Annotated in this window: 24 protein-coding genes and 1 pseudogene; 11 read left to right on the top strand and 14 right to left on the bottom strand. The window is 62.4% G+C overall.

The features are described from left to right. On the top strand, positions 1-297 hold a 297-nt coding region (locus AC0L3O_RS32180; RefSeq protein ID WP_473617660.1), incomplete at its 5' end, for a TCP-1/cpn60 chaperonin family protein. Positions 298-451: 154 nt separating this feature from the next. On the opposite strand, the gene AC0L3O_RS32185 is transcribed toward AC0L3O_RS32180, so the two are convergent. Continuing rightward, positions 452-1,063 (bottom strand): TetR/AcrR family transcriptional regulator, encoded by a 612-nt coding sequence (locus AC0L3O_RS32185; RefSeq protein WP_287256067.1) that lies wholly within the window; start codon positions 1,061-1,063, stop codon positions 452-454. A gap of 115 nt (positions 1,064-1,178) precedes the next feature. On the opposite strand from AC0L3O_RS32185, the gene AC0L3O_RS32190 reads away from it, so the two are divergent. Both AC0L3O_RS32190 and AC0L3O_RS32195 read left to right on the top strand, forming a co-directional pair. Then, positions 1,179-1,628, top strand: coding sequence for an OsmC family protein (locus AC0L3O_RS32190; protein ID WP_236371434.1), 450 nt, complete (start codon positions 1,179-1,181; stop codon positions 1,626-1,628). A 17-nt stretch (positions 1,629-1,645) separates the two neighbouring features. Further along, on the top strand, positions 1,646-2,032 hold the full coding sequence (locus tag AC0L3O_RS32195) for a nuclear transport factor 2 family protein (protein ID WP_473617661.1): 387 nt from the start codon (positions 1,646-1,648) through the stop codon (positions 2,030-2,032). Between the two features lie 12 nt (positions 2,033-2,044). On the opposite strand, the pseudogene AC0L3O_RS32200 reads toward AC0L3O_RS32195, so the two are convergent. After that, positions 2,045-2,259: pseudogene (locus AC0L3O_RS32200) on the bottom strand (LysE family translocator); the annotation flags it as partial. Between the two features lie 390 nt (positions 2,260-2,649). Between AC0L3O_RS32200 and AC0L3O_RS32205 the strand changes: the two are divergent. Next, positions 2,650-3,321, top strand: a complete 672-nt coding sequence (locus AC0L3O_RS32205) for a VOC family protein (RefSeq protein WP_473513686.1) — start codon at positions 2,650-2,652, stop codon at positions 3,319-3,321. Between the two features lie 328 nt (positions 3,322-3,649). Here AC0L3O_RS32205 and AC0L3O_RS32210 read toward each other — a convergent pair whose 3' ends face one another. Continuing rightward, positions 3,650-4,261, bottom strand: a complete 612-nt coding sequence (locus tag AC0L3O_RS32210) for a LysE family translocator (protein WP_473513684.1) — start codon at positions 4,259-4,261, stop codon at positions 3,650-3,652. A gap of 492 nt (positions 4,262-4,753) precedes the next feature. Between AC0L3O_RS32210 and AC0L3O_RS32215 the strand changes: the two genes are divergently transcribed. Continuing rightward, positions 4,754-6,058 (top strand): metal-dependent hydrolase family protein, encoded by a 1,305-nt coding sequence (locus AC0L3O_RS32215; protein ID WP_473617662.1) that lies wholly within the window; start codon positions 4,754-4,756, stop codon positions 6,056-6,058. A gap of 141 nt (positions 6,059-6,199) precedes the next feature. Here AC0L3O_RS32215 and AC0L3O_RS32220 read toward each other — a convergent pair whose 3' ends face one another. The 7 genes from AC0L3O_RS32220 to AC0L3O_RS32250 form a co-directional block, all read right to left on the bottom strand. Beyond that, positions 6,200-6,565, bottom strand: coding sequence for a YkgJ family cysteine cluster protein (locus AC0L3O_RS32220; RefSeq protein WP_287216633.1), 366 nt, complete (start codon positions 6,563-6,565; stop codon positions 6,200-6,202). Between the two features lie 23 nt (positions 6,566-6,588). After that, the gene (locus tag AC0L3O_RS32225) at positions 6,589-6,756 is read right to left on the bottom strand and encodes a hypothetical protein (RefSeq protein WP_287120983.1); all 168 of its coding nucleotides are present in this window, start codon (positions 6,754-6,756) and stop codon (positions 6,589-6,591) included. 1 nt (position 6,757) lies between these two features. Further along, the gene (locus tag AC0L3O_RS32230; RefSeq protein WP_473492436.1) at positions 6,758-7,165 is read right to left on the bottom strand and encodes a hypothetical protein; all 408 of its coding nucleotides are present in this window, start codon (positions 7,163-7,165) and stop codon (positions 6,758-6,760) included. Continuing rightward, complete coding sequence (locus tag AC0L3O_RS32235) at positions 7,165-7,392, bottom strand: hypothetical protein (RefSeq protein WP_473617664.1); 228 nt, start codon at positions 7,390-7,392, stop codon at positions 7,165-7,167. Before AC0L3O_RS32235 ends, AC0L3O_RS32230 begins: the two co-directional genes overlap by 1 nt. Positions 7,393-7,482: 90 nt before the next feature. Continuing rightward, positions 7,483-7,719 carry a hypothetical protein gene (locus tag AC0L3O_RS32240; RefSeq protein WP_473617665.1) on the bottom strand — a complete coding sequence of 79 codons (237 nt, stop codon included), beginning with the start codon at positions 7,717-7,719 and terminating at the stop codon, positions 7,483-7,485. Positions 7,720-7,739: 20 nt separating this feature from the next. Beyond that, positions 7,740-7,949 carry a cold-shock protein gene (locus AC0L3O_RS32245; RefSeq protein WP_010915421.1) on the bottom strand — a complete coding sequence of 70 codons (210 nt, stop codon included), beginning with the start codon at positions 7,947-7,949 and terminating at the stop codon, positions 7,740-7,742. A gap of 170 nt (positions 7,950-8,119) precedes the next feature. Next, the gene (locus AC0L3O_RS32250) at positions 8,120-8,419 is read right to left on the bottom strand and encodes a hypothetical protein (protein ID WP_473617666.1); all 300 of its coding nucleotides are present in this window, start codon (positions 8,417-8,419) and stop codon (positions 8,120-8,122) included. A 99-nt stretch (positions 8,420-8,518) separates the two neighbouring features. Between AC0L3O_RS32250 and AC0L3O_RS32255 the strand changes: the two genes are divergently transcribed. Continuing rightward, on the top strand, positions 8,519-8,698 hold the full coding sequence (locus tag AC0L3O_RS32255; protein WP_091590669.1) for a CsbD family protein: 180 nt from the start codon (positions 8,519-8,521) through the stop codon (positions 8,696-8,698). Positions 8,699-8,767: 69 nt separating this feature from the next. On the opposite strand, the gene AC0L3O_RS32260 is transcribed toward AC0L3O_RS32255, so the two are convergent. Beyond that, positions 8,768-9,856, bottom strand: a complete 1,089-nt coding sequence (locus AC0L3O_RS32260; RefSeq protein WP_473617668.1) for a metallophosphoesterase — start codon at positions 9,854-9,856, stop codon at positions 8,768-8,770. A 162-nt stretch (positions 9,857-10,018) separates the two neighbouring features. Between AC0L3O_RS32260 and AC0L3O_RS32265 the strand changes: the two genes are divergently transcribed. Next, positions 10,019-10,606 carry a hypothetical protein gene (locus AC0L3O_RS32265; RefSeq protein ID WP_473617669.1) on the top strand — a complete coding sequence of 196 codons (588 nt, stop codon included), beginning with the start codon at positions 10,019-10,021 and terminating at the stop codon, positions 10,604-10,606. Between the two features lie 36 nt (positions 10,607-10,642). Here the strand turns inward: AC0L3O_RS32265 and AC0L3O_RS32270 are convergent, their stop codons facing one another. Next, on the bottom strand, positions 10,643-11,308 hold the full coding sequence (locus AC0L3O_RS32270) for a TetR/AcrR family transcriptional regulator (protein ID WP_473617670.1): 666 nt from the start codon (positions 11,306-11,308) through the stop codon (positions 10,643-10,645). Between the two features lie 95 nt (positions 11,309-11,403). Here AC0L3O_RS32270 and AC0L3O_RS32275 point away from each other — a divergent pair, with 95 nt between their 5' ends. From AC0L3O_RS32275 to AC0L3O_RS32290, 4 genes are all read left to right on the top strand, one after another. Then, on the top strand, positions 11,404-12,186 hold the full coding sequence (locus AC0L3O_RS32275; RefSeq protein WP_473617672.1) for an NIPSNAP family protein: 783 nt from the start codon (positions 11,404-11,406) through the stop codon (positions 12,184-12,186). 107 nt (positions 12,187-12,293) lie between these two features. Beyond that, entirely contained in the window at positions 12,294-13,691 is a 1,398-nt protein-coding gene (gene fumC, locus AC0L3O_RS32280) for a class II fumarate hydratase (protein WP_128169203.1), read from the top strand. Positions 13,692-13,808: 117 nt separating this feature from the next. Further along, positions 13,809-14,243 carry a DoxX family protein gene (locus tag AC0L3O_RS32285; protein ID WP_287395108.1) on the top strand — a complete coding sequence of 145 codons (435 nt, stop codon included), beginning with the start codon at positions 13,809-13,811 and terminating at the stop codon, positions 14,241-14,243. 151 nt (positions 14,244-14,394) lie between these two features. Further along, positions 14,395-14,817, top strand: a complete 423-nt coding sequence (locus AC0L3O_RS32290) for a DoxX family protein (RefSeq protein WP_128169204.1) — start codon at positions 14,395-14,397, stop codon at positions 14,815-14,817. Positions 14,818-14,862: 45 nt separating this feature from the next. Here AC0L3O_RS32290 and ppx read toward each other — a convergent pair whose 3' ends face one another. Together ppx and AC0L3O_RS32300 are read right to left on the bottom strand one after the other, a co-directional pair. Further along, positions 14,863-16,398, bottom strand: a complete 1,536-nt coding sequence (ppx, locus tag AC0L3O_RS32295) for an exopolyphosphatase (protein ID WP_473535508.1) — start codon at positions 16,396-16,398, stop codon at positions 14,863-14,865. Then, positions 16,398-18,599 carry an RNA degradosome polyphosphate kinase gene (locus AC0L3O_RS32300; RefSeq protein WP_473617673.1) on the bottom strand — a complete coding sequence of 734 codons (2,202 nt, stop codon included), beginning with the start codon at positions 18,597-18,599 and terminating at the stop codon, positions 16,398-16,400. Before AC0L3O_RS32300 ends, ppx begins: the two co-directional genes overlap by 1 nt. Positions 18,600-18,874 lie beyond the last annotated feature (275 nt).

Consider the following 18,874-nt stretch of genomic DNA (forward strand, 5'->3'; position numbering starts at 1 on the left):
GCGGCCAACGCCGGTGCGGAAGCATCGATCGTTGCCGGCAAGATCCTCGAGAACAAGGGCCCGACCTTCGGCTTCAACGCCCAGACCGGCGAATATGGCGACATGATCGCCATGGGTATCGTCGATCCCGTCAAGGTCGTTCGCACGGCTCTCCAGGACGCGGCCTCGGTCGCCGGCCTGCTGGTCACCACCGAAGCCATGATCGCGGAGGCTCCGAAGAAGGAGTCGGCTGGCGGCGGCATGCCAGGCGGCATGGGCGGCGGCGGCATGGGCGGCATGGGCGGCATGGACTTCTAAGAAGTCCATAAGCACGCCCATGAATCTAAGTTGCTCAAGCCCGCAAGCGGGCTTGAGTGGCGGCATGGATTTCTAATCCAGCATTGCCTCGCATTCACGGAAAGGGCGCCGAAAGGCGCCCTTTTTGTTTGCTTTATTTAGCGGGCTGCCCGGCTCAGACGGCGGCGTCAATGCGCCGTGTCAGTTCCCCTTTGGCAGGCAAGGCACCTTCAATCAGCGCAGCGACTTCATCGGCCACCGCCAGCACCGGGGCGCGGTCGCGGCTGGCGCGCGCGATCACCATCAGCCCTTCCAGTGACGATTCGACAAGCAGCGCCAGGGCGCGGGCGCGGCGCTCAGGCACCCCTGCCCTGACGAAGGCCGCCTGCAGCAGGCCTACCCATTGCTCGAAAGCCGACCGGCACAGTTCGGCCAGTTCCGGCACGTCGGCCGGCGAGTCCAGCACCACGGGTGCGATCGGACAGCCAAGCGTGAACTGGTTGTCCTCCAGCATGCGTGCGACCGACTGGTAGATGTGGTGGACAGCCACCGCCGGATCCGTTTCGGCGGCCAGTTCTTCGCCAAGCCATCGGGACACCTTGTCCACGCTGTCGCGCGTCACCTCGATGACCAATTGGTCCTTGCCGCCCGGAAAATGAAAGTAGAGCGATCCTCTTGGCGCACCGGAGGCGCTCAAGATGTCGTTGAGCGAGGTGCCGTGATAGCCGCGCTGCCTCAGCAGCAGCGCCGTCGCCTCGATCATGCGGATGCGGGTGTCGTTCGCCATGTCAACCTCTGTCAGGAGTGAGCTTTATAGGCTTGCGCCGAATATGACAATCGGTCTATATAGTATGTAGATCAGTCTATATATTCGGCGTTTTATCGAAGAGGAGAATGACAAAATGACCATCCGTGAAGCAGAGGCCCAATGGCAGGGTTCGTTGAAAGAAGGCTCGGGCCGTCTGCGGCTCGGCAGCGGCGTTTTCGAAGGCGCCTATTCCTTCCCGTCGCGCTTCGAAAACGGTCCCGGCACCAATCCCGAGGAACTGATTGCGGCGGCACATGCCGGCTGCTTTTCAATGGCGCTGAGCGCCATACTGGGCAGCGGCGGCCATGTCCCCGTACGGATTCACACCGTCGCCAAGGTGCATCTCGGCACGAGCACGGCAGGACCGACGCTCACCCGCATCGACCTTGAAACGGAAGCCGAAATCCCGGGCCTGGCGCCCGAGGAATTCCAGCGCCTTGCCCAATCGGCGAAAGCAACTTGCCTCGTTTCCCGGGCTTTGGCAGGCGTGGCTGATATCAGGCTCAGGGCCGACCTCGTCACGGCCGCCGCTACGGAAAAATGAAATCAGGAGGTACCGAGATGGAACGGGATAGCATCATTGTCGTCCATCCCGACGACCAATCAAGACAGACGGCCGAGATCATGCGGCGCTTCAACGACGTGTTCCAACTTCATGATCCGTCGGCACTCGCCGAGCTGGTGGCCGAAGACTGCGTCATCGAAAACACCGTGCCGGCGCCGGATGGCGCCCGCCATGCCGGCCGGGAGGCATGCGTGCGGCTGTGGTCGGCGATCGCCAGCGAACCCGGCACCCGCTTCGACGTTGAAGAAACGTTCGTCGCCGGTGAGCGGGCGACAATCCGCTGGCGCTACTGGCCCGCCGAAGGCAACTCCATCCGTGGCGTCAATCTGATGCGCGTAGCGGACGGGCTGATCGTCGAAGCGATGGGATATGTAAAGGGATAGCGCCAACAGGTGCTACCGCACGGTCAGCGCCAGTTTTGCACCGAGCGCGACCAAGGCGCCGGCAAAGTGCGGCGCATCCAGGTCAGCACTACGGGCCGCGACACGACATGGCTGCGGATCGAGGCGGCGAAGATGCCGTAGCCGACAAAGACGACGAAGGTCAAAAGCATGAAGACGCTCGATAGCTCCAGCATCTTCGACAGTGCGTGCGGCTCGGTGGTGCTGACGTGTGGTCTTTGCCGGGTTCTGCAGCAGGGTGTGTCCATCACCCGCAGCGGAAGTTCGCTCGTCCTCGATTGGACTTGATTTTGGGAGTTGATTTGCTGCAATACAATAAGAATGCTACCAGATTTAGTCGTCAATATTTTTTGCCGATCAGCGATCAGCCTGCCAAAACGTAGGGCGCGTTCGTCCGCCGCGAAGTCCATCTCGGATTAGCGGGCGCGAGTTCGCGCTACCGGATATGTGCACATCCAGAAGAGCATCGCGAGGTTCGGCGGCATAGGTGCGGCCCCGTAGCCTCAAATCCCGTTTGCATGCATGAACAGCCACCACGGGCACCGGCCAGCGCGCGACGTTGAAGATAACGCAACGCATCCAAACCCAAGGAGATCGTCATGAATGATATTCAGGAGCGCGGCGAAGCCGCAATCGCAACCCCGTCAGCGCGAAGGGTCGACATCAAGCTCGAAGTCGCCGTCATCCCCGTTTCGGACGTCGATCGAGCCAAGCGATTTTACGGCGGCTTGGGTTGGAGGCTCGACGCCGACATCACAGGCGACGAATTTCGTGTCATCCAGTTTACGCCTCCGGGCTCCTCGTGTTCGATAGTCTTCGGCTCAGGGGTCACCCCAGGGCCCTACCCCCGGGTCGAGCTCGATGTCCTCGAAAGTGTTGGCGAGCTCGTCGTGTCAGACATCGAGGCAGCGCGCGCCGAACTCGCCGATCGCGGTGTCGACGTGAGCGAGGTTTACCACTATGCCGGCAGTGAAGGCCGTGTCAGCGGTCCGGACCCTGAGCGGCGCAGCTACTCCTCGTGGGCCTCCTTCAGCGATCCGTCCGGAAATGTCTGGCTGTTGCAGGAGGTCACTGCGCGAGCGCCCGGCCGCGTCGACGCTGACGACACCACATTTGTCTCGCCGGCCGAACTCGCGGCCGCGCTCCGGCGTGCGTCTGCGGCCCATGGCGAGCACGAGAAGCGGACAGGCGGCCAGCGTGATGAGAACTGGCCGGACTGGTATGCCGAGTACATGGTGGCCGAGCAGGCTGGCAAGCCGCTGCCGCTGTAAGGATGGATCACGACGTCATTTGAAACAGCATCGACGCAATAGTAACCCTTTGATCGAGGAGCCAGCGCCCTCGGCGGCTCGATCGAAGTGCAGGGCGTGCGCATCCCGGCACCCAACCACGCTTTGAGGCATTAGCGATAACGTTTTGATGTTTCGCGGGCAGACTCGCTTGCAAGCGACCGTGCTCTTATCTTCGGGCGCAAAGCGGCCTCCATCTGGCGCTATTTCATGGCCGACGGCAACTCGCTGCGCGGCGTCAACCTGATGCGCGTCGGGAACGGGCGGATCGTCGAGGCGATGGCTACATGAAGGGGTAGCACCGGCGGCTCTACCGCTCGGTCAGCGCCAGTTTTGCGCCGAGCGCGACGAAGGCGCCGGCGAAGGTGCGGCGCATCCAGGTGAGCACCATCGGCCGCGACACGACATGGCTGCGGATCGAGGCGGCGAAGATGCCGTAGCCGACAAAGACGATGAAGGTCAAAAGCATGAAGACGGAGCTGAGCTCCAGCATCTTCGACAGCGCATGCGGTTCGGTGGTGCTGACGAACTGCGGCAGGAAGGCGAAGAAGAAGATCGACAGCTTCGGGTTGAGGATGTTGATGAGGATGCCAGAGGTGATCACCTTGCCGGCCGAGCGCGGCGCGGCATCCTGCCCGACGTTCAAGCTACCGCTCTCCTTCAGCGTGTTCCATGCCATGTAGAGCAGATAGGCGACGCCCAGATATTTCAGCGTCTCGAAGGCGAGCGCGCTGGTGTGCAGCAGCGCCGCCAGACCGGTGATGGCGGCCGCCATGTGCGGAATGATGCCGAGCGTGCAACCAAAAGCCGCGATGATGCTGGCGCGCGCGCCACGCGAAAGTCCGGCGCTCAGCGTATAGAGAACGCCGGTGCCAGGCGAAGCCACGACGATCAGCGACGTCAACAAGAATTCGATGCTCACGATGCGTCCTCCGGTGACCTGCCGCCGGCAAGGTAGCCAGCGAAACGCGCGGGCACAAGCCAGCCCGAAGACCGTTAGTGCCTCATTTCGAATTTCGGGTCACGACCCAAGGCGGTATCCCTCGGCGGGATTTTAAAACCAACTCCCGTAGGCGACGTTTCGTCAGAATCGTCAGCTCGTTTCCTAAGGCAAACCTTGCACTGCTGGCCCTGCCGTCATCGCATTGGCCTGACTTTGGAAACCACCTTCACTGCGAACGAGGCCAGTCCGGTGCCAGTCCGGAACACTTCTTGACCCGATGCCGTGTAAGCTACAAACTTGTCCTTGCGCCGTGACCACCTCTCCTGAAGCGGGATAATCGTCATGTGTCACAAATCCTTTGGATCGCAGGAGCTGACGAAAGGCAAGGTTGCGGCGCATGCCCTGTCCTGCGCCGCTGTGTTGTTCTTTGTTGCGCGCCCGGTTTTCACGATGCTTCGCTCTGGCAGACAAATGCTTGCGGCGGCTCTCCTGCTTGGACTTTGCGCCAGCGCGAGCGCCGATGACGTGCTTTTCGAAAACGTCCGTATCTTCGACGGGAAGGGCGCCGCACTTTCGGCTCCGTCGAGTGTGCTGGTGCAGGGCAACCTGATCGCGCGGATTTCGACAAGTCCCATCGCGGCCGAGGGCGCGCAGCGCATCGCCGGCAACGGGCGAACGCTGATGCCGGGGCTGATCGATGCGCATTGGCACGCAATGCTGATTGCATCCACCCCGGCAGAGGCGATGGGCGACATCGGCTTCGCCAATCTTGCGGCCGGCGACGAGGCGACGGATACGCTGATGCGCGGCTTCACCACCGTTCGCGACGTGGGCGGGCCGGTGTTCGGCCTCAAGCGCGCGATAGATCAAGGCATCGTCGCGGGACCGCGCATCTATCCGTCCGGAGCCATGATCACCGTGACCAGCGGACATGGGGATTTCCGCCAGCTCAGCGACTTGCCCCGGACGATCGGCGGCTTGTTCACCCCCATGGAGAGGAACGGCGGCAGCATAGTCGTGGACAGCCCCGACGAGGTGCGTTTGCGTGCCCGCGAGCAATTCATGCAGGGGGCCGCGCTGCTGAAGCTGACAGCGGGCGGTGGAGTGTCGTCGCCCCACAGCCCGCTCGACGTCACCACCTTCACCGAGCCCGAACTGCGGGCCGCCGTTGAAATTGCCGAGAATTGGGGCACCTACGTCGCCGCGCACGCCTTCACCTCGGATGCAATCCGGAAGGCTGTCGCGGCTGGCGTCAAGTGCATCGAACACGGCTTCCTCATGGACGAGGCAACCGCCAAGCTGATCGCCGAAAAGGACGTTTGGCTGAGCTTGCAGCCGCTTCCCGAATTGATGAGGACAGGCCTCCGAGAGGGTTCGGTCGAGCGAGCCAAGGCCGATGAGGTGTGGCCGGGCATCGGCAGGACCTACGAACTCGCGAAGAAATACAAGATCAAGACGGCATGGGGCACCGATGTCCTGTTCTCCCGCGCGCTGGCGAAGCAGCAGGGAGCAATCCTGGCGTCGCTTGTGCGTTGGTACACGCCTGCCGAAGCACTCGTCATGGCGACCGGGACCAATGCCGAGCTGCTCGCGCTGTCGGGCCTTCGCAATCCCTATCCGGGAAAGCTCGGCGTGATCGAAGAGGGCGCGCTCGCCGACCTCCTGCTCGTCGAAGGCAATCCGCTGGAGAACCTCGACCTGGTGGGCGATCCTGCCAACAACTTCAAAATCATCATGAAGGACGGCCTGATCTACAAAAACACGCTGACTCAGTGAGGAACGACTGAGCCGCCCGTCTCTACTCGACGCATCCGATGGCCTGGCCGCAGAGCGCTGGAATTCCACAGCCGAGCGACCAGGAATGGCGGCTTCCCACCGGAGGTGGAAATTCAAACTGAGACCTATCGAGACCCGTTATCAGGGCGCCGGCAGACCATGCGCCTTGCGCGCCATCAGGCAGTCGTCGCCACCGGGCATGCAGGCGCGGCAGACGTCCGGTCTGACCTCGTAGATGCCGCAAATGGTCGACTTGCCGACCTCGCCGGAAAGTGCCGAACAGCGCACGCCGTCGCAGCGCATGCCGGCTTCGTCGGCAGCCACATATTTCTGCGGGATCCGGTCGAGCTGCGCGTCATCTTCGGTCGAGAAGCGCGGCCATTCGGATGAATAGGAACAGCAGGCGCCACAGCTCTGGCAGTCGAAGAGAGGGGCGGCGCGCTCCTCCAGTGATGAAAAGTCTCCGGCGCTCGCCAGGGCGAGCAGCCCTGACGCAACAGAATTCATACCGGCGTTGATCGGCAAGGGCGCTATTTTTTCTTCCTGGTCTTGCGCGACGCCACGTCCGCCGGCGACTTGAACAGGTCGGTCGCTGCCTCGGCGGCGACATCGGCTTTCGGCGCGGCGGCCGGCTTGGCCAGCTTTGCGGTGGCAGCGGCTGCTGCCGGCTGATCCTTGGCGGAAAATTTTATGGCCATATCAATCCTCGTCGGAGAAACGCGATGATGGCGCATTCGGGTTGCGAAGCCGGCCGATCAGCGCCGAGACCGCCGTGATGTTCATTTCCTCGGGCGACCAGTTCCTGGCCTCCTCAATGTGCCGGGGTGCCAGTTCGCGATGCGTGCTGCCGCTATAGGCGGCATCCTGATGGGTGACGCGCTCACGGGTCTTGGCATTTTCGCGGACATACTCGATCAGATAGTTCGGGCATTCGGAGCGGCCACGCACGCCGAGCCTGACCTGGGCATCGCCATGGGCGCGCTTGCAGCGCTCGAGCTTTTCGAGAACGCGCCGGACATACTCGACCGGCTTGTCGAGGGCTCCCACGACATCGGCGATGGTCGAATCGGCGGCGATCGCCTCTTGCGGGACGCGCTTGGTGGCCATCAGCGTTTGCCCACGCGCTTCGGCGCGGCCGCGAGCGCGGCGGCTGCAGCCAGTTCGTCGGCTTCTTTCTCCAGGCGCAGTTCGCGCAGCCGCGCGGTCTTGGCTTCCCGGGCCTGGCTGACAGCATCCTGCTCGGAAATAATGCGGTTGAGCGACATGGACTGGGTCTGGGACTTGCTGAAGATGGATTCGGCCTGGTCGCGGGATTTCTTCGAAGTGGCGGTCAAGGTCTTTCTCCCGGTTCGGAGCGTAATGCCGAAAATGGCGAGACTGGTCTTTCGACCAGGACCACGCACAAAGCAATACGGCAGTCGGATTCAAATTGCTGGAGCATCCTTAGCACGTTCAAGCGAACGCGCGGTGCTCTTTTCGAACTTTTGCGGCGCCCGAAACGCAAAAGGCCAGGCATTGCCTGACCTCCGCTGGAGCGCCGCGCGTCCGGTTGAACGCGCGTGCACTTGTTCATTCTGCGCATGATCCTTTCCGGAAACTGATGTTTCCGGGGTCATGCGCTGGAATTTGCCGTTCACCGGTGCCAGTACATCCGTGGTCACCGGCGAGGCTGAATTCCGTTTTAGGCCGCCTTCAACTGATCGGCGGACATCTTGCCCGACTTGTTGTCGCGGACCATCTCGTAGCCGAGCTTCTGGCCCTCGACGATGTCGCGCATTCCGGCGCGCTCTACGGCCGAGATGTGGACAAAAACGTCGGCCGAGCCGTCGTCAGGCTGAATAAAACCGAAACCCTTGGTGGCATTGAACCATTTAACTGTGCCTGTGCTCATAACGAACCCTTTCCGTGGCAAATATTCGTTCACCGTCATGCGAATGCACAACAGCGTTTGTCTCGATTTTGATGGGGGAAGTTCGTCAAAGGCGCGCCTGGACACGCGGATAACAAAAGTCGGTCAAACAAATATCGACGAATTGCTTTTAGACTTCTTTTGGCGCCGTGTCAATTTTTTGCTTTCACCGTCTGCTTTCGTCGTCGGCGGCCGATGGCGGCACGCTGGCTGCGCAGGCAATTCGACGGCGGATCTGACGCCGAAAACCGGCCCCAGCGCCAGCTGTTAAAAATGTAAAAAAATTGCGCCATGCCGGGAACCATCTTGGCATCCGTGCATTTTAAATATCGCCAGCAGTTCATGAGAGCAATCTCAGGAAAGGCTGACACAAAGGACGCCTCCCGTGCAATAAAACGCGCGAGGGGCGTTCTTTTATGCCGAGTAGCAATCGCCATGGCGGTCAGGGCCAAAGGCCGTGGCCTGTTGATTGACCGACGAGGCAGGGCTCCGGAACCGAAAACCCAGCCACCCGTTTCCCAAACAGCAGATTGATTCCGGGAGATGCGGCCATGGTGAACAAGAGTCAGATTGCGGGCCTAGCCAAGCAGCTCAAGGGCTCGGTGAAGAAAGCCGCCGGCAAGGCCACCGGCAACAGGCGCGTCCAGGCTGAAGGCGTGGCCGACAAGATCGCCGGCAAAATGCAGAAGGCCTATGGCGACATCAAGGACAAGTTCAGGAAGGTGATCTGACCCCTGCGCTGCTGTTTCGATAGCGATGAGGAAAGCGGTTTAGCGGTCCGCTGTCTGCTTCAGTTGCCGTTAGAAATTCAGGCTCTTTGAGAAAGCGTTGGTGAAGGCGATCTCGCCATGGTCGCCAACGGCTTCGCCAAGCGCCACGTCCATGCTGTCGCCGCTCACCCGCGCCAGCGCGAAGCCGCCCATATAAGCGGCCTTCGGCTTGAACAGGTCGAGCCCATCGCCGCGGTAGATCATCGCTGTCTCGTGCTGGTGGCCATGGAAGATGCCGATGACGTTGTAGCCCTTCAGCGCCGCCAGCAGCGCCTGCCGGTCCGCCTCGCTCCACCAGTGCGGCGCACCAGCGCCTTCATCGTCGAAGGTTCCTTTGGCGGCATCCCACCGTTCGATCGAGAAAACATCCCAACCATAGTGCTGGAACAGGATGACGGGGCGGCCGTCCGCTGCATAGGTCGCCAGATCCTGCTTCAGCCATGGCAGGCCGGAGACCGCGTCATGGCCGGAGTCGCCGGCGAAACGGTGCGTCTGGACGAGATGCAGGCCGCCCCAGTCCCACGAGTAGCAGTCGGTGTCGACATCGTAACTGGTCACCGGCACCGGCGGCTTGAAGAACACGCCGGTACGATGGTTGACCTCAACATAGTCCCGCATTTCGCGGCGGTACCAGTCGACGTGGTTTGGCGGGCCGTTCTGGTCGAGATCGTGGTTGCCGAGGCCGACATAGACCGGCACATGCACGCGATCGGGGCCGACGCCCTGCTGGAAACGCTGGCTGAACTGGAGCAACTGTGTGCCTTCGCTGGGCTGGATGACCTGGCCGCCGCCGTCGTCGGTCATGTCGCCGCCGACGACGAGGCCGAGCGGCGTGTCGATGCGGCTGCCGGCTGAGCGCAGGCCGGTGGCGATGCCGTTGATTTCGGCCGGCCAGTGCTTCTCGCCAATGGCGTTCAACGCGGCGACACTGCGCAGCAAGGCGGCGTCGGTCTTGCCTTCCTGCTGGCAATTGGGGCTCAGCCCGCCGGCCATGCGGCAGGCATGGACATCGGCGACGAACAGGAAGGTGGCGTCGACAGGCGCAATGCGCTGCCCGGTCTGTCCGAGCGCCGGTCGCGCAAGGACGCCGGCCGCAGCAAACCCAGCCGCCTTAGCCATGAAGCGGCGCCGGGAGAGTGATCCTGCCGAGATGCGATTCATGGCGTGAGATTCAGCACAGCCAGCGCCTCTTCGTCCAGTTGCCGCGAACGGTATGTCGACACGCTGCCGCAGGTCTGGCATTGCTTTCAGGTCAGGACTCAACTTGCGCGGGCAAACGCTATGAAGACTATATCCATCGCGACGGCACTTACCATCCTGGCGAGCGCCGCTCATGGTGCCGAGTGCATCGACGCCAAAGCCGCCAAGGCCGGATTCATTCTCGAAAGGCCCGGCATCCACAGCGAATTTCGACCGGCGGCGGGTGGAATGGTGTCGGTCGCCAACGAATACCAATCCCAATCGCCGCAGACGCAGTTTCTGTTCGGCGGTCTGATCGAGGTGTTTCGCGACAGTGAGACCGGTCAGCTTGCGATGATCCCGTTTTCGGATGTCAGAAAGCTGTTTCCTCTCAAGGCCGGGGCGAAAAGCACGACCGTTTTCGTCCGCCTCGCTGCAAACAAACAGCCGAAGGGCACCGAGACGCTCGAGATCAACGTAAAAGGCAAGGAGACGTTCAGCCTGGGCGACTGCAAATACAACGTGCTGGCGGTCAGGCAGACGATCAAGAACGAGGCCGGCAAGACCCAGGATGAATTCACCGCGCTCTACGCTCCCGACCTGCAGGCGGTTCTGGCCAGGCGCTATGACGAGGGCACCAACGCCGAAAGCGTGGTCGGCTACGAGGTCATCAAACCGCTCCCGAATTAACTCCCGGCAGGGGAGAAGGCGACTGGCGCTCCGGCATCAAAAGGCTTTGTACTGGCGCAGCACCCTGCGACGTCGCTTCGCTCTTGCTGAGGAAACTTCCTGCTCCAGCGCGTTCAGGCAATCGCGCAGCACAGCAGAATCCTGCGTCGTCTTGGCCATCGACATGGCGCCGGAATAGGTCGCGACCGCAAGCGCGGCGAAGCGCTGCGGATCGGTGTCCTGCTCCCTGCCCGCTTGCTGGTCGGCCCCGACCTTGTCGGCGATCGCCTGGCGCCACGCCGAAAAAATGCCGGCAAGGGCGGTGCGGAAATCCGGATCGGCAAGCGACAATTCATGCGCCAGGTTGTTGAGCGGGCAGCCGCGCACGAAACCCTGTTGCTCCAGTTCCGCGGCCACGGCCTCGAACACGCTGCGCACGCCCTCGCGCGTCGAGCCTGCCGCCTGCACCGGCGCGATCCATGTTGCTTCGACGGCCGCGGCGACCCGCTCCTCGATCACCGCCAGGGCCAGCGCCTTCTTGGTCGGGAAGTGATGATGCAGCGCGCCGCCGGTGACGCCTGCCGCGGCCATCAGGTCGCCGAGGCTGGAAGCGTGGTAGCCGCGCGCCTGAAACGAGGCTTCGGCGACATCGAGCACGCGTTTGCGCAGGCCTTCCGGGTCGTTGGTGCGTTTGCCGGGCCGCCCCTTTGGGCGAGCGGTCATCTCTGCTGACATTTTCCAACGATAGCAGATTGACAAAACAGGACAACCGGTCTGTTTTTAAAACAGGACGAATGCCCTGTTTTGGAGATTGCGCGATGAGCCTGCCCCTGAATGCCGCGTCGAAATCCGGCCTCAACGCTTCGCCGGTCGTCGAACTCAGGCAATACACGCTGAAACCTGGCCGGCGCGACACGCTGATCGGCATCTTCGACGGTCATCTGATCGAGGGTCAGGAAGCGGCTGACATGACCATCATCGGTCAGTTTCGCGATCTCGACCGGCCCGACATGTTCATCTGGCTGCGCGGCTTCGACGGCATGGTCGCGCGGAAAAATGCACTGACCGCTTTCTATGAGGGACCCGTATGGGCCGCCTGGCGCGACGCCGCCAACGCCACGATGATTTCCTCCGACGACGTGCTGTTGCTGAAACCGGCATGGCCGGGCGCCGGCTTCGAACTGTCGGGCGCACAACGGGCGGCCTTGCCGGGTCACGAAAAGCCAAGCAGAGACAATCGCTTGTCGGATATTGTTGCTATCAAGATTCATCATCTGCGGCCCGGCGCCGAAGCCGGCTTCGCCAGCCGCTTCGAAGCCGATGCGATTGCCGTGTTGGCGGCACATGGCGCGCGGCCACTTGCTGCGTTTGTCTCCGAACATGCCGAAAACAGCTTTCCCCGCCTGCCGGTACGATCAGGCGAAAATGTCTTCATCAGCGTCGCCGCCTTCGACAGCGCGGACGCCCATGCCCGCCACGAGGCAGTCCTTGCCGGTTCCCCGGAGTGGCAGGCATTCGAGCGGGATGCCCAGTCATGTCTGGCTAGATCGACCGAGACCTTGCGCCTATCTCCAACCTCACAGTCGCTGCTTGGGCGGTGAGAGGCGCTCCTTCAACCGATTTGCATCCTTGTCGCCCGCAATCTCCGCTTGAAGCCATTTGTGCAACGCGATACGCCGGTGCCGGGTTCGACAGACCGGAGAGACATGTGAGCGCGCCAGAGACCAGAACCGAAACCGACACGTTCGGCCCCATCGAGGTCGCCGCCGATCGTTACTGGGGCGCGCAGGCGCAGCGTTCGCTGGGCAATTTCAAAATCGGCTGGGAAAAGCAGCCGGCGTCGATCGTTCGCGCGCTCGGCATCGTCAAGCAGGCGGCGGCCGAAACAAATATGGAGCTGAAGCGGCTCGACCCGGCCATCGGCAACGCGATCATCGAAGCCTCTCAGGAAGTCATCGACGGCAAGCTGAACGATCATTTCCCGCTGGTCGTCTGGCAGACCGGCTCGGGCACGCAATCCAACATGAACGCCAACGAGGTGATCTCCAACCGGGCGATCGAACTGCTGGGCGGTGTCATGGGGTCGAAGAAACCGGTGCATCCCAACGACCACGTCAATATGAGCCAGTCGTCGAACGATACCTATCCGACGGCCATGCACATCGCCTGCGCCGAGCGCATCGTGCACGATTTGTTGCCGGCGCTCGGGCATTTGCACGCCGCGCTGGAGGCCAAGACCAAAGCATTCGCCCACATCGTCAAGATCGGCCGCACCCACACGCAGGACGCGACGCCCCTCACCCTTGGCCAGGAATTCTCAGGCTATGCCGCGCAGGTCGCCTCCTCGATCAAACGCATCGAGATGACGCTGCCCGGCCTGCAGGAATTGGCGCAAGGCGGCACGGCCGTCGGCACCGGCCTCAACGCGCCGGTCGGCTTTGCCGAGAGAGTGGCGGATCGCATCGCCGCGATCACCGGCATCGCCTTCATCACCGCGCCAAACAAGTTCGAGGCGCTGGCGGCGCATGATTCCATGGTGTTCTCGCATGGCGCCATCAACGCCTGCGCCGGCGCCCTGTTCAAGATTGCCAACGACATTCGTCTGCTCGGCTCCGGCCCGCGCTCCGGCCTTGGTGAACTGTCGCTGCCGGAAAACGAGCCGGGTTCGTCGATCATGCCGGGCAAGGTCAATCCCACCCAGTGCGAGGCGATGACCCAGGTCTGCATCCAGGTGTTCGGCAACAATGCGGCCGTGACCTTCGCCGGCAGCCAGGGCCATTTCGAACTCAACGTCTACAACCCGCTGATGGCCTACAATTTCCTGCAGTCGGTGCAACTGCTCGCCGACGCCTCCATCTCGTTCACCGACAATTGCGTCGTCGGCATCGAGGCGCGGGAAGACAATATCAAGGCCGCCCTCGACCGTTCGCTGATGCTGGTGACAGCACTGGCGCCGACCATCGGCTACGACAACGCCGCCAAGATCGCCAAGACCGCTCACAAGAACGGCACAACCTTGCGTGAGGAAGCGCTTGCCACCGGGCTGGTCAGCGAAGCCGACTACGACCGCCTGGTTCGGCCGGAGGAGATGACGCATCCGGGATGATCTTGCGCTGATCGCTTTACTGCGGTGAACAATCTGTAACCAAATCTGCATCTTTGGTGAACAGTCGCCCTGCTCTATGTGGATGGGCACCACAACCCCTCCCGGAGAGAGCCCATCATGTCCACCAACACGTCCGTTGCCGGTTCCGGCACCGTTTCGAACGCCGCTTCCAACGCCTCAGGCACCATCCTGCTCGGCCGTATCCTGCTTTCGGTCATCTTCGTGCTTTCCGGTTTCGGCAAGCTCACTGCGATCGCCGGCACCGCCGGTTACTTCGACAGCATGGGTCTGCCGATGCCGACCGTGACGGCGATTGTCGTCGGTCTGCTCGAGCTGCTCGGCGGCCTCGCCATCCTCATTGGCTTTCAGACCCGGATCACCGCCTGGGTGCTGGCAATCTTCACCGTCGCCACGGGATTGGTCGCCCACACCGGCTGGGCCGATCAGATGCAGATGATCAGCTTCATGAAGAACCTGGCGATTGCCGGCGGCTTCCTCGTACTGGCTTCCTCGGGCGCCGGCGCCTATTCGGTCGACGCCAAGCGCGGCTGAAGCAGTCCAGGAACCACTTGCAGCAAGGGGCGCGGAATTTTCCGCGTCCCTTTTTCGTTGTCGGTTTATGCCCGTCGATCAGCCGGCCGGACTTTCTGCTAGGATGAGGTGTCGGGGTGAAGCCAACCGCCGCCGACGTCGGAGGTGACCAATGCCCCGCAATGCGCTGCTTCTGCTTTCGCGGCTGCTGCTCGCCGCTCTATTCGTTCCGTCCGGCTTTCACGCGCTTACCGACATTGCCGGCACATCGGGGTATTTTTCCGGCCTTGGCCTGCCGCTGCCGACACTCGCAGCCTGGGCGACGGGCCTGTTCGAAATGATCGCCGGACTGCTCATCCTCGTCGGCCTCAAGACGCCGATCGTGGCGCTCCTGCTTGCCGCTTTCTGCATCGCGGCAGGCTTCATCGGCCACTATGGCCAGGGCGGCGACGATCCGACGCTGACCTTCATGCATTCGCAGATGCTGATGAAGGACATCGCGCTATCGGGCGGTTTTCTGGCGCTGGCAATGGCAGGCGCCGGCGCCTACTCGATCGACGGACGGATGCTTCGGATCGGCGCTGAAACGACTTGACCGACACAAGCTGCCGGATTGAGCCGAATACTTGACTGACCCAGATTACTTGGCTGGCATAGTGGGGCCGCCCTCGACCGCAAGCACCAGCCGGCGATTGGTGACCCTCGCCAGTTGCGCCAGTCGTCCGGCCGGCCGCTCGCCGTAAAGATCGGCCAGCGACGCCGGCAGCACCAGCGCCAGCACGCCATTGCCGCGCCTCTCCCATTTCAGCCGCGGCATGACCCCAGGCATTGCCGCCGTCAGCAGGTAGACGACGCGCATCACCGCGGCCAGCACACGGGCGCGCTCGATATAGCGCGGCGTCGCCAGCGCCTTGATTTCCGGCGCAATCGATTCGTTGAAGATGCCCTCATGACGGTAGGCGTTGGCCAGCGCCAGGAAGGCGCGGCCGGGATGGTCGACACCGATGAAGGAGGCGTGGGCAATGATGTTGAGCGATTGCTTGCCCCGGTATTCGGGATGCGCGCGCCAGCCGATGTCGGCAAGCAGGCAGGCGGCCTGGCGGTAGCGCGCCTCGTCGACCGTCTCTTCGATGCCGAAGGCGGCGAAGGTCTTGCCCGTCCACTCGACAAGCTCATGCGCGTGGGTGACCGAGCGCGAACGCAGCCGGGCGAGTTCTTCCGAGGCCGAGATCAGCGGATCCGCCTTCTGCTCGGCTTTATCGAGCAGCGAATAGAGAAAGCCCTCGCGCACGCCAAGTGCCGAGACGATGATCCTGGACGGCTGCATCGCCGCCATGATCTCCTGCAGCACGATGGCGCCATAAGGCAGCAGCGAGCGGCGGTTCTTCGAGACGCCTTCGATACCCCTTATCTTCTCGATCTCGCCCTTGGCGACTTGCTTGAGGAAGTTCGCAGCGCTGTCGATGCCGATCTCGTAATGATGCATGACACTCAGCGGATAGCTGGTCATTTCCATGTACAGCCGGGCGAGGTTTCGCCAGGTGCCGCCGACCGCATAGAACGGCCTGCCCTGCCCGCCTTTCAGCAGCTTTGCCTTCGCGAGCTCGTCGCGCGCTATCTTTGCCGCCTGGGCCAGCGAGTTCTTGGCCATGTCCTGCAGGCGCAGGCCGCCCAGCGGCAGCGTGATGCCGTCGCCGATTGCCTCGCCATCGACGTCGACCAGTTCGAGGCTGCCGCCGCCGAGGTCGCCGGCGATGCCGTTGGCCGGGTGGAAGCCGGAAATGACGCCAAGCGCGGAATAGTGGGCTTCCTGGCGCCCGCTCAGGACCTGGACCTCGGTCTTGAGCACATCTTCGGCGCGGTGGATGAAATCGGGGCCGTTGACCGCCTCGCGGGCGGCGGCGGTCGCCAGCACATACATATGCTCGGCGCCGGCCTGCTCGGACAGCGCACGGAAACGCCGAAACTCCTCCATCGAACGGGTCACCGCCTCGGGATCGAGCTTTCCGGTCGAGACGATGCCGCGACCGAGGCCGGCCAGCATCTTTTCGTTGAACAGCGTGGTTGGCGAGCGCGCCAGCCCCTCATAGACGACAAGCCGGATCGAGTTCGACCCGATGTCGATGATGGACAGCGGTCGGCGGTCCTGAAGCCGGCCCTGGGACGTTGAAATCATCAGCCGGTCGCTGCGGCGTTTTTCTTGCGGCGCTTGAACTGCGCGATGCGCTTGGGCGCATGCGATTTCAGCGCATCGCCGCGTCCGGAGAGGCTCGGATTGGTCATGAAATATTCCTGCGCGTTGAACGGTTCCTCGCCCTCCTCGAGCGTGGCGCGCCGGGAGGTTCCGTCAGCCAATACGTCGAAACTTTGCTGGTTGTCCATGATGTTGCCCAGCATGATCTGACCGAGGACTTGTTCATGCACCGTTGGATTGGTGATCGGCACCATGGTTTCGACGCGGCGGTCGAGATTGCGCGGCATCAAATCGGCCGATGAGATGTAGACGATCGCCCCGTCCGACGGCAGTCCATGGCCGTTGCCGAAACAATAGATTCGGCTGTGTTCGAGGAAGCGGCCGACGATCGACTTGACCCTTATGTTTTCCGACAGGCCCGGCACTTGGGGCCTCAGGCAGCAGATGCCGCGCACGACGAGATCGATCTCGACGCCGGCGCGGCTGGCGTCATAGAGCGCGTCGATGATGATCGGGTCGACCAGCGAATTCATCTTCATCCAGATGCGGGCCGGCCTGCCCTCCAGCGCATGGCCAATCTCGTCCGAAATGTGCTTGAGGATGCGCTTGCGCAGCGTGAACGGCGAGATGGCCAGCCGCATCTCCTCGGCCGGCTCGGCGTAGCCGGTGATAAAATTGAACAGCTGAGCGACATCGCGGGCGATTGTCGGAGCGGTGGTGAAGAAGGACAAGTCGGTGTAGATGCGCGCGGTGACCGGATGGTAGTTGCCGGTGCCGAGATGCACATAGTTGCGCAGCTTGCCGTCCTCGCGCCGCACCACCAGCGACATTTTCGCGTGGGTCTTCAGTTCGAGGAAGCCGAACACGACCTGAACGCCGGCGCGCTCGAGGTCGCGCGCCCAGCGGATGTTGGCTTCCTCGTCGAAACGCGCCTTGAGCTCGACCAGCGCGGTCACCGACTTGCCGGCCTCCGCCGCGTCGACCAAAGCGCGCACGATCGGGCTGTCGTTCGAGGTGCGATAGAGCGTCTGCTTGATCGCCACCACTTCCGGATCGGCCATCGCCTGGCGCAGGAACTGCACCACCACGTCGAAGGATTCGTAGGGGTGATGAACGATGATGTCCTTCTCGCGGATGGCGGCGAAACAGTCGCCGCCGTGCTCGCGGATGCGTTCGGGAAAGCGCGGATTGTAAGGCTTGAATTTGAGATCGTCGCGGGCGATGGCGACGATCTCGGAAATCTGGCTGAGCGCCAGCGGACCGGTGAGCACGCTGATCCGGCTCGACGAGACGCCAAGCTCGCCGGCGACGAACTCGCGCAGTTCGGCCGGCATCAGCTTGTCGAATTCGATGCGGATGACCGAGCCGCGACGACGCCGTTTCAGCGCCGTCTCGAACAGGCGCACGAGATCCTCGGACTCCTCCTCGACCTCGATGTCACTGTCGCGGATGATGCGGAACGTACCGGAGCCCTTGACCTCGTAGCCGGGGAACAGCTTGCCGATATAGAGGCCGACCGCTTCTTCCAGCGGAATGAAGCGGACATGATGCTTGCGGTCAGGCAAGCGGATGAAGCGCTTCAGCGCCACCGGCAGACGCAACAGCGCGCTCATCTCCTCGCCATTCCTGCGTTGGCGCAGTTGCAGCGCCATCGAGAAGCCGAGATTGGGAATGAACGGGAACGGATGCGCCGGGTCGATCGACAGCGGTGTGAGCACCGGAAACACCTGCTCCTGGAAATGATCCTCGAGCCAGGTCTTCTCGTCCTTGGTCAGCCCATCGCGGCTGATGCTCTCGATGCCTTCCTTGTCGAGCAGCAGTATCAGAGCGGATAGGCTGTTCTGCTGGTCCTCCTGCAGGCGCTCGACCTCGCGCAGCAATTGTTCCAGCTGTTGTTCGGGGGTGCGGCCGTCCGCGCTCTTCAGCGTGATGCCTTCGCGAACCTGGCCGGCGAGGCCGGCGACACGGACCATGAAGAACTCGTCGAGATTGGCGGCCGAAATCGACAGGAAGCGGACCCGCTCGAGCAGCGGATGGTTGGCGTTCAGCGATTCTTCGAGGACGCGGCGGTTGAATTGCAGCCAGGAAAACTCGCGGTTGACGAAGCGGTCCGGATTGCCGCCCTCTGGGCTCGCCACCTCGACAGTGGTGAATTCGCTCTGCACCGGCTTTAGTTCGTTCATGGTTCCTGCTCGTTTCGCACCCGCTGGCCACAGCGTCGCGCGTCGTTGCGGACGCGCAAAAGGACGCTCCCACCACTTAAGCTACGCATGATCCCCAGCAAAACCGAATTCGGTTTCGGGGCCATGCCTTAACCGGCTTAGCTTATCCTGTGACAGGCTTTTACGACAGTTTGATTTCATCGATCTTGCAAAGAGACTGCTTATGATCCAGATGCAATCCACGTACAGCGCGGCGCGTCCTTTGGACGCGCAAAGGACGCGGTGGAATTATGATT

The organism is Mesorhizobium sp. WSM4810, assembly GCF_055811235.1.